Below are 17,375 nucleotides of genomic sequence, written 5' to 3' on the forward strand. Positions count from 1 at the left end.
CTGGGAGATAAAGCCTACAACGACTACGCTTTTGAGGACTGGTTAGCGGAGGCCAAGATCACCTTATCTCCTTTGAGAAAAAGTAACTCGAAGCGGCCGATTCCGGCCTATGTCACCTATTGGCGACAGCTCAAACGTAAGGTGGTGGAGACCACTGGAAGCTTGCTCGAACAGCTTATGCCTAAACACATTCATACCGTCACCGCTGACGGATTTCAGATTAAGCTAATGGGCTTTCTGTTGGCCTTGAGCCTAAAATTATTACTCTCATGATTGGACGCAACTTGGGTTAAGAAAATACTTGACGCTTAGAGGATCCATCTATATCATACGCCTCCATTGCCGGTATAGCTCAGCAGGTAGAGCAACTGACTTGTAATCAGTAGGTCACCAGTTCGATTCCGGTTGCCGGCACCATATTAAAAAGCCTTGTAAGTGAATAGCTTACAGGGCTTTTTGCTTTGTGAGGATAAGATTTAAAAAGCAGCTAAAACCGTTTTATGGTGTACTTTGCGGTGTACTTTTGGCATTTTGACTCCCTCAAAATTATTCTTTCGAGGTGCTAAGGGTAGCCAGTGATTACCCCGCAGATTGTTGCACTCACCTAGGCAGTACTAGCAATCAAACAAGGCTACTTATCGTCATAGTGTCCACCAATGGCAAAAATGTACACGCTATCTTCATCAAAGCGATAAATCACCCGATCACTTTTAGAGAGTCGCCTTGACCATAAATCAGATAAGTTATGGCGTAGCGGTTCAGGCTTGCCGATACCTTGAGAGGGGTCATTTCTCAGCATTTCTTTTAGAATTTCACATAGTTTCTTATGTAACACTCGATTATCTGCTCTTAATTGCTCGTAAGCTTCCCAAGTACGCCCCTCAAATACTAAAGATTTCATCCAACATCCCTTGATCTGCTATGCGTCCTTGTTTGGCTTTATGCGTATTAAGAGAGTCGGCTAGTTGCTGCATGAGAGCCTTATTATTAAGAACGTAAAGCGTTTCTTGCTCTTGCTCCCAATCCTCTAGGCTCATGACAATAGCAGCTTGCCCGTTTTGGCGGGTGACTTTCACCACGGTGCTATCTTGGTGAACCTTATCTAACACTTTGGCTAGGTTTTCTCGAAAATGAGAATAGGTCATGGCTTCCATTATTATCACTCTATTAGTTGTACAACATATCGGTACAATGTTAGCAGAGTTGAGCAGGACGATACCAATAGAATCGGATGATTAGCGGGTTAAAGCGGGTAGATATGGCGCTATTTTCCGAAAGGGGTATTGCTCTCTAATCCAGTCGGCCTTAAGAGCGGCTGATTTAGCGCGTTCTTGTCTGATTTGAGCGATGGCACATCTAGGCGAAGCTATGAAGCCATTTATTGCTCGTATTCGCTATATAGTAAATTTTGGGACTACTTGCGCTTTCAATCTTTCTATACTACTATACGAAATATAGTAAATTTTGGGACTATTATGAGTGACTTTGAACAGTTAGGTAGAAGCATTAGTGAAGTCGATGACGTCATGAATGCCTGGATAAAAAAATTAGGCTTGAATTATAGTCAATTCGCAGTGCTTTACTCTTTAGCTTCATCACCCAACAAGCAATGCACACAAAAACATATTTGCGAAGAGTGGTTGTTACCCAAACAAACGGTATTTAATGTTTGCAAGGAATACAAAGAGATTGGGTGGATTGTTTTTAGTGAAAGCGCTATCGATAAGCGTGAGCGAATTTTGAATTTAACAGAAGAAGGTATTTCGCAGGCTGAAGTGATTTTACAAGCCACTACTATAATGAGTAAGAAAACGTTTAATCATTTTGGTGAAAAGAAGACAGTTCAACTTTTCAGATTATTAGAAGAATTTTGCTTAATTTGTCGTGAACAAATTAATGAAACAAATATTGGTAACAAGTAATGGAATTAAACACAGTCACTTTCGAGCCAACCATGTCTCGAACACTTAAAATACTTGCGGTTCAACATAAAAGACGTTTATTTGCAACATTTAGTTTAGTGGCGGCAGAGAACTTATTGTTATTAACTTACCCATTAATTGGGAGTTTTGCCGTAAATGCCATATTGAATGGTAAATTATTATCCGCTTTAGTTTATGCGTTAATGGTATTTGTTATTTGGTCAGTCGGCTCGGCTAGAAGAGCGGTTGACACTAGAGCCTTCACACGTATTTACTCAGAGCTAGTCGTGCCTGTGATATTAGGGCAAAAAACTAAAGGTGTAGATGTCTCTACGGCAACAGCAAGAGTCACACTCTCTCGTGAGTTCGTTAATTTTTTTGAACATCACTTGCCTACCTTAATAACAGCAGCATTTTCCATTATCGGGGCAGTAGTGATGCTATTGTTTATTGAGTTTTGGTCTGGTGTAGTTGCATTATTGATAGTTATTATTGCTGGGCTACTGTTGCCTGGCTATGTTAAAGGTAACGACCGTTTATATTTCAAGCTAAATAATCGTCTAGAGAAAGAAGTAAATTGTGTGGAGCGAGCTAAAAAGAGTGAGCTTACAAAACATTATCATTTAGTAGAAAAATTACGGATTCTTATTTCTAACCGAGAAGCACTTAGCTTTTTCTGTGTTGGTTTGGTTATGAGTGTTCTATTTGGAATAACCTTGACTATTTTGACCTTTAAAGAAGGTGTCACAGCAGGGCATATTTATGCGGTTATCACTTATCTTTGGACTTTTGCTTTTAGTCTAGATGATGCACCACGCTTAATAGAAGAATTTTCTAAGCTAAAAGATATTGGGAAGAGGGTTGAGGTTAAATAAAAATCCCCTAGACTAAGTCCTTAGTCTAGGGGTCGGTAGGAGGAGTAATTGTCCTCAAACTAAAGAGGTACTATGGTGTAACGGGTACAGTCCCCGACACCACAAAGTTCGCTGAGAAGGTTGAATTATTAGGGTGTAATAAGACATTGCCTGCCAAGATATTCACGTCATTATTCACACCTGCAAAGATCACATCACCACTTAAATTGAGATCCGCATTCCAATAGCCGGGTAGAATATAATTGGAGTTCATAGGGGTATTACCTACTGCCATGAGCACAGAACCTAAGATTAGATCACTGTCATTATCTACCCCATAAGCAATCACATTCTGATCTAGGTTACTATTCCCCGCCCAGAGTAATGCTTGAGCAGCGTTTTCTAGACGAGCATTTGCGCCATAAACCGGAGTGGCAGTCAGGCGGAAGTCCACCATGGTGGTACTGGAGGTGGATAGAGCCACAGGTGCTTGTGTCATCACAGCTAAGTGATTACGGTGACGTAACACTACATAGTAGGAGCCAGGGGTGAGATTAAAGAGTAGTTCTGAACTATCGGTATCAGCGGCGAGTATAGTGCCATCACTAGTGAGTAGGGCTGCCGTTTGAGCAACGATTACAGTAGGATCGCTGGCATTGCGCAATTCGACTAAGACCCAGTCCACCACTGCATTGGTTCCGGTGGTTGTTAGTCGGGCAGCGGAGACGGTTTCTGTGCCGTTATAGTTAAAGGCCGGATATTGACCATAGGGCTGAGTGCTAGGTATGAAACCACGCGAACGTAAGTTATCTAACATCAAACCACTATTAGCATCATAAGCACCTTGTAACCAACCCATCACAGTGAGTTTTAGGCTTTCCATCACATCGGTTACGGTAAGGGTCAGGTCTTGAGTAGTGATGCCACCTCTACCATCCACCACAGTGACTTGTACCTCATAGGCATTATTGGTGTCTGCATCGGTAGGTGATTCAAAATCAGGTGCTGAGTTAAAGGTTAATACGCCCGTACTGGCATCAATAGTAAACAATGCAGCATCGGCTCCCCCTGTAATGCTATAGGTCAATATATCACTATCTACATCGGTAGCGATGACGGTGGTAGCGGTAGTTTGATTTTCAGATACAGAGACCGTAGCCATAGCGCCACCACCATCGCTATTAATAACGGGTGCGTTATTAGGACTAATGGTTAAAGCATAGTCCTCTACCTCACCATTATTCGCGGCGAGTGCAGCATCGGCACTTGTGAGGGTATCCGTGGTGAGTCGTAGACGGGCATAGGTATTTCCACTGGCTGCAATAGTTCCAAAGCCCGAAAAGACTAAATCGCCAGCGAGAGCATTAGCGGTGACGGTGGTGGTAGCAAATTCATTACTATCAAAAGTGCCATTATTATTAAAGTCCACCCAGGCATAGAGCTTACCTGTTCCTAGCGCGGTAATATTCGCAGCGGGTAAGGTATATGTAGCACTACTACCACCTTTAAGGGTTAGGAAAGCACTTACCCCATCCTCATCATTGAGGCCGTTAGTATTATCACCATCAGCACCCGTGCTGGTCCATGCGGCTCCCTCGGATTCAACACTAGTACCTAAATGAAGGGTAGTACCGCCATTCAACACCGCATGAGTTGGAGTGCCATAGCCTGCGGGTGCATCCCCATAATCGCGGCAGTCGGCAAAACCAAAGATGAGATCATCCCAACGTATTTCAGTGGTACTACTGGTGACATCATGGAAAATAATACGAATATAGTAGGTCGTAGAGGGCGAGAGATAGAGCGCTTGACTCAAAGGAACCACGGTTTGTACATAACCTGAAACGGGAGCTACCACGGTATGACTATCGATGGCTAAAGAGGCGGTCGCAAAAGTAGGATCGTTCGAAAATAACATCGAGATTTTATAAGGCAAATGCGGGGTAGCAGTCGAGGCCGTGACCCCATAGCGTAATTGTTTAAGAAAACGCCCCGTGCTCATGCTGTTGGAGGTGGTAAATTGATATTGCGCATAATCGCCGGCTTGATAGGCTGCCATATATCCGGTGTGGTCAGCCCCCAAAATACGGGCGAAACCAGACGTAACCGTGGCAATATAATCAACACCATTCCCACTGACTAAGGGGGGAGCCGCAGCAATATCGGTTGCTACGGCGGCGGTTGCCGCATAAGGATTAGCTCCCCCATGATTCCAGCCCACTTGATAGGCAACGTTATAGGTTGAGGAGCTATCCATGGGACAAGTCGCTAGATTAGGATCTGGGGGATAGCTCGATAGGGTTGCTACCGATACCGCATAGTCCTCCACCTCGCCATCGGTCGCAGCACCTATAGCATTCGCACTAGTGAGGGTATTCGAGGTAAAGCGTAACCGTACATAGGTACTACCACTGGCGGTCACCATACCAAAGCCAGAAAAGGTTAAATTACCCGCCACCACATTGGCGGTTACGGTAGTTGAGGCAAATTCAGTGGCCTCAAACGTACCATTACCATTGAAATCCACCCACGCATAAAGATTGCCAGTCCCTGTGACTGTAATCGTGGAGGCGGGTATGGTATAGCTCGTAGCCCCTGTGGTCAGCGGTGCGAGTATAACACCATCATCAGAGGCATTATCGGCATCAAGGATAGCACTCGCCTCCGTGGTAATCGTAGCACCAAGTCGTGTACCCGCCACAAAGGTGTGAGTCGCGACTCCATAGCTTGCAGGAGCATCCGAATAGTCATCCGCTGCATAAAGTGGAGCAGCAAAGGCTGTCATAGCAAGACCTAATAACCAAAGGCTTAAGCTGGGTCGTATCTTTATAGCGTGCAGGGGTGCTAAGAGTAGGGTGAATAAATGAATAATATTCATAAGGGGTTTTATTAGATAATTATTAGACGCGTTATATAGCGTTAGTCGTTTATTCATACATCATCAACCTTACTCCTAGGCTACGCCATTAGCCTAGAAGTATGTTTTGGAGTGTAATAGCTCATCCTAAAGGAGCTATTGATACTAGGGGGATACCGGTACCCTCCCCATTACCACAAAGTTAGCTGAGTAAGTAGTATTATCAGGGTGTAATAATACGTTCCCCACCAAGACGTTCACATCGTTATTCACACCGGCATAGATCACATCGCCGCTTAAGTTAATATCCGCATTGAAGTAACCCGGTACGATGTAATTAGAGTTCAATAACGTATTCGCTGGTGCCATGAGTACCCCGCCTAAGATCGGGTTAATATCATTCTCGGCTCCATACGCAATCACATTCTGATCTGCATTACTATTACCCGCCCACATGAATGTTTGTGTACCATTTTCTATTTGGGCTTGTGTACCATAGGTGAGGGTGGTATTCACACGGAAGTCCACCACCGTAGCGCTGGCAACTGACAGTGCAACAGGGGCTTGAGTCATGACCGCAAGATGATTACGGTGACGCAATACCACGTAGTAGGATCCAGCACTGACACTAAAGCTCAGTTCTGGGCTATCAGTATCGGCCTCTAATACATTACCTTCACGAGTGAGTAGAGCCGCCTTACGGGTGATAATCACCGTAGGGTCTAGTGGATCACGTAACTCAACCAGTACCCAATCCACCACCGCATTAGCTCCAGTAATAGCCAGACGAGCACCAGAGACGGTTTCTGTGCCGGTATAGTTAAAGCTTGGATATTGCCCATAAGGCTGAGTAGCAGGTAAGAAGCTGCGAGAGCGTAAGGCATCTTGCATCAGGCTAGTATTGGAATCATAAGGCCCTTGTAACCAACCCATCACAGTGAGTTTGATCGCCTCATTCACATCAGTCACAGTGATAGTGAGGTCTTGGATATCTGTCCCACCATTACCATCTGATACGGTCACTTGAACCAGATAAGCATTATTCATATCCGCATCGGCGGGTGATTCAAAATCAGGAGCCGCTGTAAAGGTCAATACACCAGTACTCGGATCAATACTAAATAATGCTGCATCTGCGCCACCACTAATGGAGTAAGTCAGAGTATCCGTAGGATCGGCATCGGTTGCAGTCACTGTAGTCACTGCGGTTTGGTTTTCGGCTACGGACACTGCTGCCGTTGCTGCTCCGCCATCACTAGTGATATCGGGTGCTACATTTTCAGCAACATCGGTCACTGTAATCGTGAGGTCTTGAACATCGGTTCCGCCATTACCATCCGATACAGAGACTTGTACCTCGTAAGCATTATTACCATCAGCATCGGTAGGTGACTCAAAGTCAGGAGCCGCTGTAAAGGTTAGGATGCCAGTACTCGGATCGATACTAAATAAGCCTGAATCTGCGCCACCACTAATAGAGTAGGTCAGGGTATCGGTAGGATTCGCATCGGTTGCAGTCACCGTAGTCACTGCGGTTTGATTTTCAGCCACTGACAGAGCAGCGGTAGCACCACCACTATCACTGGTAATAGTGGGAGCCGCATTAATCAGGACTGCATAATCCTCAACCTCACCATCAATAGCGGCTGCCGTACTATCTAAACCCGCTACACTCGACCAACGGAAACGGGCATAGGTTTGTGTTAAAACGGCATCACTCGGTACGGCAACATTAAAACTAATCGCACCTGCAGTAGGATTCGTATCGTTTGCACCACCATCTTGTAAATCGGTCGCAATCTGTTCACTCGCATCCCATGCATTATTGCCATTCCAGTCAATCCACGCTTGTAAATAGCCCGCACCACTAACGACTACAGGCACGACGGCGGTATTACCTTGAGTCAATAGGGGTAAAGTCACGCCATTTTCATCATCCGTCGCATCTGTATCGTCACCATCAGCATTCATACTGGACAAGGCCGCTAATTCTGGGTCAGGGTCACCAGAGCCCATTTTGATAGTGCCGAGGATTTTGTGAGTAGGATCACCATAAACAGCAGGCGCATCCCCACGGTCATAACCGCAACTCACCAGCTTAAACATAATATCATCCCATAACACAATAGTTGGATAAGCCTGAGAACCTGTAGAACCCGCTGCTGATGCACCATAAACAAATACGCGAATGGTGTAAGCCGTATTAGATACTAAGGGTACTGTTGTGCCATTAGCATCAAAGCGTAATTGAGTTTGTATGCCTTGACCTAAATCAACAGGAGTTGCAGCCACGGTTGCAGTAGAGGTATCTCCATTATTAAGACTGACATCACTGATTAAGGTAGTAGGAGAACCAAAAGCAGGATCATCATCCACTTGAATCGCAAAATGATACGCACCCGTAGCAAAGGTATCAGCAACATCTCCCTTGTTATAGACCGATAAACTTAAGCCTGTTAATTCGGCGACCTTACCCGCAAGATTGGCAGTGGTGAAGGTGTATTGAATATAGTAATTAGGATCATACTGAGTAGGCACAGTGGTCATATTCACTTGAGTTGTGCCGGATTGAACTTGGCTGGCTAATCCAGTTGAGGATTCATCACCTGCAATAGCGATCAAATCTGTCCGTGCAATTTGAGCAGCAAGCGAGGTTCCCCCACTAGCATTATGTGACCAGTAAATGCCCGCATCGGTACTTGTACTAGTAGCTGTTTGTACACTACACACACTATTGGCTAATCCAGCTCCATTCGGGAAGGCAGGATTAGTCGTTTCAACGACATCAGTGACAGTGACGGTTATATCCTGCACATCTGTCCCACCATTACCGTCATCTACTGTGACTTGCACGATATAGGTGTTATTGCTATCCGCATCAGTGGGTGATTCAAAATCAGGGGCAGCAATAAAGGTTAGTACGCCAGTACTAGGATCAATACTAAACAATGTTGCATCCGCTCCACCACTAATGGAGTAGGTCAAAGTATCAGCAGGATCAGCATCCGTTGCAGTCACTGTAGTCACTGCCGTTTGATTTTCAGCCACTGACAAAGCAGCCGTTGCACCACTGCCATCGCTGCTAATCACAGGCGCTGTATTAGGCGCTGCAGTAGGGCAGATATTGGCAATAGGAGTAACAAAGTTAGTAATTTGTGCAGCAGAAAGTAGGAAGGTAGAAGAGGTTTCATAGCGTCTAGGGCTAGTCTGAGATCCTTCAGGATCCATCGGATTACTTTCTATAATACCGCTCCAAGACCCACCGACAGAGGCAATAGCTGCAGCCGCGCCATCACGCTCATCTGCTGTGATCCCATTAGGTAGCGTAAGTGCTGCGACTGAAAACTTAACACCTTGCGCTTTTAAGAGGTTATAGATGGTAAAGTTTGACCCATCATTAGGCTCGTAGCCATACCCCACGCCATCAATCATGGCAGAACCCGCGACAGATCCGTCTCGATAGGCATCGGTGAAAATGACGATTTGTAAGGGACGAGTTAAGTCACGGCTCAGCTCTTTGAGCGGGCTTAGAATAAAACTAGAGGTAGTAATGGCATTTCCGTCAAGCGCATAGCTCAACTGATTCACAGCGCCCGCTAGATTGTCCTCACCATAATTATAAATGTTGGGAAATTGACGGACAGGAGAGGAGAGTGCAGCGGTTGAGAAATCACGTTCCAGAGAGAGATACTGACCAAAATCGGCTAGGGATACACTACCACCAGCGACAGGGCCTGCATAGTGAGCGACAGCAATACGGGTGGATGGATTAGCAGTCAGTAGCGTATTACCGATACTCACCACCGTTGAAGCATAGTCAGTATATTCTCCAGCAAGGACAGAGCCTGAGTTATCCAATAGAAAGATGACATCGGTGCCCCCTGTAGCCGTACAAGTACCAGAACCTCCAATAGCAGGTACATTACTTTCAACAACATCGGTTACTGTAATTGTGAGGTCTTGGACAGCAGTGCCACCTCGACCATCTGATACCGTGACTTGTACAATGTAAGTATTATTCGCATCTGCATCAGTAGGTGACTCAAAGTCAGGAGCTGCATTAAAGGTTAGGACACCAGTACTCGGATCAATGCTAAAGAGTGCCGCATCTACTCCGCCACTAATACTATAGGTAAGCGTATCAGCATCCACATCGGTCGCAATAACCGTAGTGGCGGCGGTTTGGTTTTCAGCGACTGACAGTACAGCGGTAGCTCCACCACCATTACTGGTAATCACGGGAGCAATATCTGGAGTAATGGTTAAAGCATAGTCCTCCACTTCACCATTGTTAGCTGCAAGCGTCGCATTAGCACTGGTTAGGGTATCGGTAGTGAGACGTAAACGGGCATAAGTTGTTCCACTGGCTGCAACAGCTCCAAATCCAGAGAAAGTTAAGTCGCCAGCGAGAGCATTAGCAGTAACAGTAGTGGTGGCAAACTCATTACTATCAAAGGTGCCATTATTATTAAAGTCCACCCAAGCATAGAGAGTCCCTGTGCCTAGAGCCGTAATATTGGCAGCCGGTAAGGTATAAGTAGCACTACTACCGCCCTTAAGAGTTAGAAACGCACTTACCCCATCCTCATCATTGATACCGTTAGTATTATCACCATCAGCACCCGTACTAGTCCATGCGGCACCTTCGGATTCCACACTGGCTCCTAGATGGAGGGTAGTGCCACCATTCATCACTGCATGAGGCGGAGTACCATAGCTCGCAGGAGCATCCCCATAGTCGCGGCAGTTGGAAAATAAGGTGGCAAAATCATCCCAGTGTACATCGGCTGTACTACTAGTCACATCATGGAAAATCACCCGCATGTAATAAGTAGTCGATGGGGCTATATAAACAGGTTTGATAATGGGAATGAATGTTGTTAGATAGGTAGGACTCGCTTGGGCTACCGCCGTATGGCTATCCACAATCAAGGTAGCATTAGTAAAGCTAGGGTCGGTAGAGAATAATACTGAAACTTTATAGGGGAGGTTGGGTGTTGAGGCAGGAATGGTGACTCCATAGCGTAGCTGTCTGATAAAACGCCCTGCACTTAGGCTGCTGCTAGTAGTGAAAGAATACTGAGCATAATCACCGGCTTGATAGGCCGCAAGATACCCTGAATGATCAGCTCCTACCAATCTACCTGTTTGATTAGAGTTGGTATAAAGAATACCACTACCTGCCACAGCATTAGCTGCAGAGGCAATCTCTGCGGGGGCTATTATATTAGGAGCAAAGTAGTTTGGAGCACTATGAGGCCAACTAATGACAGTAGTTGTGGGAAAGGTAGAGGAACTGTCCATTGGGCAAGTCGCGAGATTGGGGTCAGCGGGAAAAGTCTGAGGGACTGCCACACCGACGACATAATCCTCTACCTCACCATTGGCAGCCGCACCTGTGGCATTGGCACTCGTCAGCACACTGGAGGTGAAGCGTACCCGTGCATAAGTACTACCACTCGCCGTGACTGTACCAAAACCGGAAAAGGTTAAATCACTAGCGACTACATTGGCATTCACAGTGGTGGAGGCGAACTCAGTCGTCTCAAAGGTGCCATTACCATTAAAATCAATCCATACATACAGATTGCCGGTAGTACCTGTTACTGCGAAATCAGCCGCGTGTAATACATAGCTTGTAGCCCCTGCGTCGAGAGGAGGAATTAATGCCCCATCATCGGAGGCATTGTCGGCATCCTGTACGGCACTGGTCTCCGACGTAATCGTAGCACCGAGTTGTGTACCCGCAACGATGGTATGGGTGGCTACACCATAGCTTGCAGGAGCATCCGAATAGTCATCCGCCGCATAAGCAGGTGCAGCGAATGCCGTACCTAAAAGTAAACAGATTAACCCAAGACTTCGTCGAGCTGTCATCCATGACTGGGATAAGCACGAGGGCAGGGCTATTTTGTGTGGTAAAAAACGGGCAGTTAACAAATGAATAAGGTTCATAATATAAGACTTTGTTAGGTTTTTGTTAAAATATTCGTATGCTATTAGTAGTTTATTCATATATCGCCAACCTTCTTCCTAGGCTAACTAATGAACCTAGGAGTGTATTGAAGATGAGAGCAAGCCCTCATCCTGTGGGTTATTATGGAGATGCAGGTACAGTCCCTGTCACCACGAAGTTAGCGGAGTAGGTAGTATTATTCGGATGTAGTAATACGTTGCCTACTAGGATATTGACATCATTATTGACGCCGGCATAAATGACATCGCCACTTAAATTGACATCGGCATTGGCGTAACCAGGTAAAATATAATTGGAGTTGAGAAGGGTATTATCTACCGCCATTAGGACAGAGCCTAAGATGGGGTTAATATCATTATTAGCCCCATAAGCAATCACGTTTTGATCTAGATTACTATTACCCGCCCATAAGAGTGCTTGAGCGCCACTTTCCATGCGGGCTTGTGTTCCATAGGTGAGCGTTGCTGTTAGACGGAAATCGACGACCGCCGCACTAGCAGCCGACAATGGAATAGGGGTTTGAGTCATGACTGCTAGATGATTACGGTGGCGCAAGACCACATAGTATGAGCCAGCGCTGAGACTAAAGGTGAGCTGAGGGCTATCGGTGTCCGCATTGAGTACATTTCCCTCGCGAGTCAGTAGCGCCGCCTTACGAGTGATAATAATGGTAGGGTCTAGTGCATCCCGTAATTCAACCAGTACCCAATCGACGACCGCGTTTGTACCCGTAATGGCAAGTCGAGCAGCGCTGACCATTTCTGTACCCGTATAGTTAAAGGCGGGGTACTGACCATAGGGTTGAGTACTGGGTAACAAATCACGAGAACGCAAGGAATCCACCATTAAACCACTATTAGCATCATAAGGGCCTTGTAACCAACCCATTACGGTGAGTTTTAGATCTTCATCTACATTAGCCACCGTAATGGTAAGGTCTTGGATATCTGTCCCACCATTGCCATCATCTACAGTAACTTGCACGAGATAGGTATTATTCATATCCGCATCAGTAGGTGATTCAAAGTCAGGCGCGGTAATGAAGGTTAATACCCCTGTACTCGCATCAATCGCAAATAGCGCTGCATCCGCACCCCCACTAATGGTGTAGGTCAGGGTATCGGTAGGGTTAGCATCCGTAGCGGTCACCGTGGTTACAGCCGTTTGGTTTTCATCTACTGATAAAGCAGCCGTAGCTCCCCCACCATCGCTGTTAATCACGGGCGCTACATTTTCAGCAACATCGGTTACGGTAATAGCTAAATCTTGGACAGTCGTTCCGCCTCTACTATCGTCTACGGTGACTTGTACCTCGTAAACATTATTGCTATCCGCATCGGTCGGAGACTCAAAGTCGGGTGCAGTAATAAAGGTTAATACCCCAGTAGTGGCATCAATAGTAAAGAGTGCTGCATCGGCTCCCCCAGTAATGCTATAGGTGAGTACATCACTATCCGCATCAGTCGCTGTTACGGTCGTAACTGCAGTTTGATTTTCATCCACGGCTAAAGCAGCGGTTGCTCCACCACCATCACTCGTAATAACAGGGGCTGTGTTTGGAGTAATGGCTAGCGCATAGTCCTCGACCTCACCATTGTTAGCTGCAAGCGTTGCATCAGCATTGGTCAGGGTATCGGTAGTGAGGCGTAACCGTGCATACGTGGTGCCACTGGCTGCAATAGCTCCAAATCCAGAGAAGACAAGATCCCCTGCTAACACATTACTTGTCACCGTTGTAGAGGCAAATTCTGTGCTCTCAAAAGTACCATTCGCATTAAAGTCAACCCAAGCATAGAGCGTACCACTACCCTGAGCCGTAATATTGGCAGCCGGTAGGGTATAACTGCTAGTGCTACCGTTGAGTGGCACAAAGGCACTTACCCCGTCCTCATCATTGAGGCCGTGAGTATTATCACCATCGGCATCAGTACTCGACCATGCCGCACCTTCTGCTTCTACGCTTGCGCCAAGACGCAGGGTACTACCACCCTCGGTGATTGCATGATAGGGCGCACCATAACTGGTGGCACTCGTAGGTGCATCACCATAGTCACGGCAGTCAGAAAAGAAGGTAACAAAGTCATCCCAATGGATATCCCCAGTGCTACTGGTGACATCATGGAAAATCACCCGCATGTAATAGGTCGTGGAGGGCTGGATATAGACCGGCTCAAGAGTGGGAACGACCGTTTGCGTATAGACTGCAGGAGTAACCACTGTTTGGCTGTCCACGATCAAAGTAGCATTCGCAAAGCTAGGATCAGTGGAAAATAAGATCGATACTTGATAGGGGAGGTTAGGGTCTGAAGAGGGGGTTACACCATAACGTATTTGCTTGAGAAAACGTCCCGCATTTAGGCTGCTGGCAGTAGTGAACTCATATTGAGCATAATCACCGGCTTGATAGGCTGCGAGGTATCCTGAATGATCAGCACCGATGATTCGACCCGTTGCAGTAGAGGTCGTATAAATAATACCACTACCGGCTGTTATGTTAGTAGCAGAGGCGATTTCTGCACTGAGTATGTTAGGAGCTAAGCGGTCTGTAGCAATGCCATGATTCCAACTGATCTCCGTGGTAGCGGTAAAGGTAGAGGAGCTATCCATCGGACAGGTTGCCGTATTTGGGTCAGTGGGATAGGCCAAAGGAGCCGCCACTGATACCGCATAATCCTCCACCTCACCATTAGTGGTGGCAGTAGATGCATCAGCACTAGTGAGTGTGTTAGAGGTGAAGCGTACCCGTGCATAGGTACTACCGCTGGCTGTAATGCTACCAAATCCAGTGAAGGTTAAATTGCCTGCCACCACATTAGTTGCAACAGTGGTTGAGGCAAATTCAGTCGTTTCAAAGACGCCATTGCCATTAAAATCAATCCACACATAGAGATTGCCACTCCCTGTTGCAGTGATGCTGGCGGCATTTAGTGTATAGCTACTAGCCCCTGAGGTGAGTGGCGCGAGTAATACACCATCATCGGAGGCATTATCGGCATCTTGTAACGCACTAGTATCGGCTGTAATCGTAGCGCCTAGCTGTGTACCTGCGACAATGGTATGAGTCGCTGTGCCATAGCTTGCTGGAGCATCGGAGTAGTCGGTCGGTGGTTCAGTAATGGGAAAGGCATAATCTTCCACCTCGCCATTTGCGGCAGCCATGGTAGCACGCTCATCTACAGTAGTGGTGGCTGCATTATCGGTCAATACGGTAGAGGTAAAGCGAAACCGTGCATAAGTGGTTCCAGCAGATCCAGCGCTAATACTTGACCAGGTTAAAGCACCAGCTAGCGTACCTGTCGTGACTGCTACCGAACGATACTCACTACTGGTAAACGCGCCATTTTTATCAAAATCGATCCAAGCATGAAGAGTACCCGTACCTGTAGCAGAGATATTAGCAATTGGTAGGGTATAAGAGGTTGCGCCTACTAATAGGGTTGGGAAAGCTGACACACCATCTTCATCATCGGTTCCTGTAACATCATCACCCGAACCATTAAGAGGGGTTAAGGTGCCTTCACTATCGGGTGCATTAGCCCCTAACTTTAGGGTGCCTGCAATGGCGTGCGTAGGAGCACCGTAGCTAGCAGGCGCATCGGATCTATCAAGGAGTGTTTCAATCGCCAAGGCATAATCTTCAATTTCCCCATCCAAAGCCGACATAGTGGATCGTTCATCCACAGTCGTAGTGGTCGCATTATCGGTTAGAGCGGCCGAGGTAAAGCGTAAGCGAGCATAGGTTGTTCCCACACTCCCTACCGCAATGCCTGTCCATGAAAGTGGGCCTGCTAGCACGCCATTAGTTACCGCTACTGAGCGCTCTTCGTTAGCAGCAAATAGACCATCCTTATTAAAATCAACCCATGCATAGAGAGTACCCGTACCGGTAGCAGAAATACTGGCCGCCGGAATAGTGTAAGAGGTCGTACCTGCAATTAACCAAGGAAAAGTGGTAACACCATCATCATCTGCACCATCCCCACTACCATCAAGGACTGAGAAGGTATCATCATCACTATCCACATTTACCCCTAAATGTAGCGTGCTAGGTAAAAAATGTACCGGCGTGCCATAACTTGAAGGCGCATCAGCTCGGTCTAGGGTTGGACAAACGGCTCCCGCAAATATCACTCTGTCAATCATATAATCAGAGTTTTGACCCGCTAGATTTTGGTCAACTTGAAATAGTAAATAATAATTGCCATAGATGGGTACGGATACTGAGCCACTGATAGTTTTCCATTGAGGTGTTTCCACCGCCGCTGTAGGTAGGGTATCCACAAAGTCTTGTGCGAGCACCGCAGTAATGGTGTCGGTATCAGCGTTGTATAGAGATACCTTATATTGATCTTGGAAAACGGTATGGTTAAAGCGACTCGTTAGATCAAATGAGAAAGGATAAACCCCAGGTTTTAACGCACGCGGGAAATGATAAGCAACCGCTGTAGAAGGCCCATCGCTTTCTTGCAGAATGTTGTACATCCCGGTGCTGGGGTTACCACTAGGATTAAACGCATCATAAAGTCCGCCGGATTGATCGGAGTTGTAGTGAATGGAGGTATAGCTATAAGCCGCGAGAATCGGTATATCATACGGGGCATTAGCATAGATCCAGCCAGAATTATTGGGAACTGTCCAAGTAGTGCTAGCTAAAGTACCACTTGAAAAATTGCCATTGTCTATTAGCGTTTCTGTAGCACAAAAAGCAGGCAGAGGAGGAATCGCTTCAATCGCGATAGCATAATCTTCCACCTCGCCATTAGCGGCTGCCATGGTAGAGCGCTCATCCACTGTGGTAGTAGCGGCATTGTCGGTCAAAGCGGTGGAGGTGAAACGGAACCGTGCATAGGTCGTTCCCACACTACCAGCAGTAATACTATTCCAATTTAATGAGTCGGCTAGTACACCTGCGCTGACTGCAACCGATTTATATTCGGAGGCTGAAAAAACACCATCCTTATTAAAGTCAATCCACGCATGTAATGTGCCCGTACCAGTTGCTGAAATTCGATTCAGAGGGATGCTATAGGCCGTTACACCCGTATAAAGGGTAGGGAAAGAGCTAATACCATCCTCGTCATCTGTTCCCGTCACATCATCTCCAGAACCATCGAGTGGGGAGAGTGTGGTATCACCATCGGGGGCGTTGGCACCTAGCTTTAAAGTGCCCGCAATAGTATGGCTAGGAGCACCATAGCTGGCTGGGGCATCTGATAAGTCATCTGCAGCGTAAACAGGTGCGGCTAAGGCGGTGCCTAAAAATAAACAGATCACCCCTAGACTTCGTCGAATGTTAGCCCCTGAATGAAATAAGCACGAGGGCAGAGGGGGTATCTTTGGTAAAAATAGGGCAATTAATAAGTGAATAATGTTCATAATATATGGCATGATATTTTTATATAGTTATTAAAAGTAATATATCCATCTTATTCTTCATGCTCTGCAACGAGATGAAAGAGACCCTATTACCAAAGTTTAAAAAATAGAGCTTTCTTGGTTTAAGCTTTTTTATTATTAGGGAAATTAGTCTGGGTGCTATTATTAGGTTGTTAGGTTTATTAATTAAAAATGACAACTGAATTAAGGTATTTTTATTTATATAAAGATTAAGCCCCAGTAAACCTCTTATTTATAATAGGCTACAGTCTTCATATTAGTCATTTAACTATATACTAGCGAGCTGGATAATAGTTTATTTTAGATGATGTATAAGACCCAAAAACCTTAATTAATAATTATCATAGGGAATAAGAAAAGTCAATCTG

General features: G+C 46.1%; 7 protein-coding genes, 1 tRNA gene and 1 pseudogene. 4 read left to right on the top strand and 5 right to left on the bottom strand.

Going from position 1 to position 17,375, the window contains the following annotated elements; all coding sequences use genetic code 11:
* Both A3IK_RS18515 and A3IK_RS0104460 read left to right on the top strand, forming a co-directional pair.
* Window positions 1-273: pseudogene (locus A3IK_RS18515) on the top strand (hypothetical protein); the annotation flags it as partial.
* Between the two features lie 68 nt (window positions 274-341).
* Window positions 342-417, top strand: a tRNA-Thr gene (locus A3IK_RS0104460).
* A 214-nt stretch (window positions 418-631) separates the two neighbouring features.
* Here the strand turns inward: A3IK_RS0104460 and A3IK_RS0104465 are convergent.
* Both A3IK_RS0104465 and A3IK_RS0104470 read right to left on the bottom strand, forming a co-directional pair.
* Window positions 632-901: a Txe/YoeB family addiction module toxin gene (locus tag A3IK_RS0104465; RefSeq protein ID WP_020558779.1), complete on the bottom strand. Its 270-nt coding sequence runs from the start codon at window positions 899-901 to the stop codon at window positions 632-634.
* Entirely contained in the window at window positions 882-1,145 is a 264-nt protein-coding gene (locus A3IK_RS0104470) for a type II toxin-antitoxin system Phd/YefM family antitoxin (RefSeq protein ID WP_083915664.1), read from the bottom strand. Before A3IK_RS0104470 ends, A3IK_RS0104465 begins: the two co-directional genes overlap by 20 nt.
* 330 nt (window positions 1,146-1,475) lie before the next feature.
* On the opposite strand from A3IK_RS0104470, the gene A3IK_RS0104475 reads away from it, so the two are divergent.
* On the top strand, window positions 1,476-1,922 hold the full coding sequence (locus A3IK_RS0104475; protein WP_020558781.1) for a MarR family winged helix-turn-helix transcriptional regulator: 447 nt from the start codon (window positions 1,476-1,478) through the stop codon (window positions 1,920-1,922).
* Window positions 1,923-1,954: 32 nt separating this feature from the next.
* Window positions 1,955-2,797: an ABC transporter six-transmembrane domain-containing protein gene (locus tag A3IK_RS0104480; protein WP_051081543.1), complete on the top strand. Its 843-nt coding sequence runs from the start codon at window positions 1,955-1,957 to the stop codon at window positions 2,795-2,797.
* Between the two features lie 70 nt (window positions 2,798-2,867).
* Here the strand turns inward: A3IK_RS0104480 and A3IK_RS20145 are convergent, their stop codons facing one another.
* From A3IK_RS20145 to A3IK_RS21480, 3 genes are all read right to left on the bottom strand, one after another.
* The gene (locus tag A3IK_RS20145; RefSeq protein WP_020558783.1) at window positions 2,868-5,711 is read right to left on the bottom strand and encodes a GEVED domain-containing protein; all 2,844 of its coding nucleotides are present in this window, start codon (window positions 5,709-5,711) and stop codon (window positions 2,868-2,870) included.
* Between the two features lie 87 nt (window positions 5,712-5,798).
* On the bottom strand, window positions 5,799-11,510 hold the full coding sequence (locus A3IK_RS21660; RefSeq protein WP_020558784.1) for a cadherin domain-containing protein: 5,712 nt from the start codon (window positions 11,508-11,510) through the stop codon (window positions 5,799-5,801).
* A gap of 220 nt (window positions 11,511-11,730) precedes the next feature.
* Entirely contained in the window at window positions 11,731-16,986 is a 5,256-nt protein-coding gene (locus tag A3IK_RS21480) for a beta strand repeat-containing protein (protein WP_211209409.1), read from the bottom strand.
* Window positions 16,987-17,375 lie beyond the last annotated feature (389 nt).

It is taken from the genome of Thiofilum flexile DSM 14609, from assembly GCF_000380185.1.
GTDB lineage: Bacteria > Pseudomonadota > Gammaproteobacteria > Thiotrichales > Thiotrichaceae > Thiofilum > Thiofilum flexile.

Coding starts and splice junctions, on each gene's coding strand:
- A3IK_RS0104470 (WP_083915664.1), bottom strand. CDS start 1,145: ATGACCTATTCTCATTTTCGAGAAAACCTAGCCAAAGTGTTAGATAAG.
- A3IK_RS0104465 (WP_020558779.1), bottom strand. CDS start 901: ATGAAATCTTTAGTATTTGAGGGGCGTACTTGGGAAGCTTACGAGCAA.
- A3IK_RS0104480 (WP_051081543.1), top strand. CDS start 1,955: ATGTCTCGAACACTTAAAATACTTGCGGTTCAACATAAAAGACGTTTA.
- A3IK_RS20145 (WP_020558783.1), bottom strand. CDS start 5,711: ATGAATAAACGACTAACGCTATATAACGCGTCTAATAATTATCTAATA.
- A3IK_RS0104475 (WP_020558781.1), top strand. CDS start 1,476: ATGAGTGACTTTGAACAGTTAGGTAGAAGCATTAGTGAAGTCGATGAC.
- A3IK_RS21660 (WP_020558784.1), bottom strand. CDS start 11,510: ATGACAGCTCGACGAAGTCTTGGGTTAATCTGTTTACTTTTAGGTACG.
- A3IK_RS21480 (WP_211209409.1), bottom strand. CDS start 16,986: ATGAACATTATTCACTTATTAATTGCCCTATTTTTACCAAAGATACCC.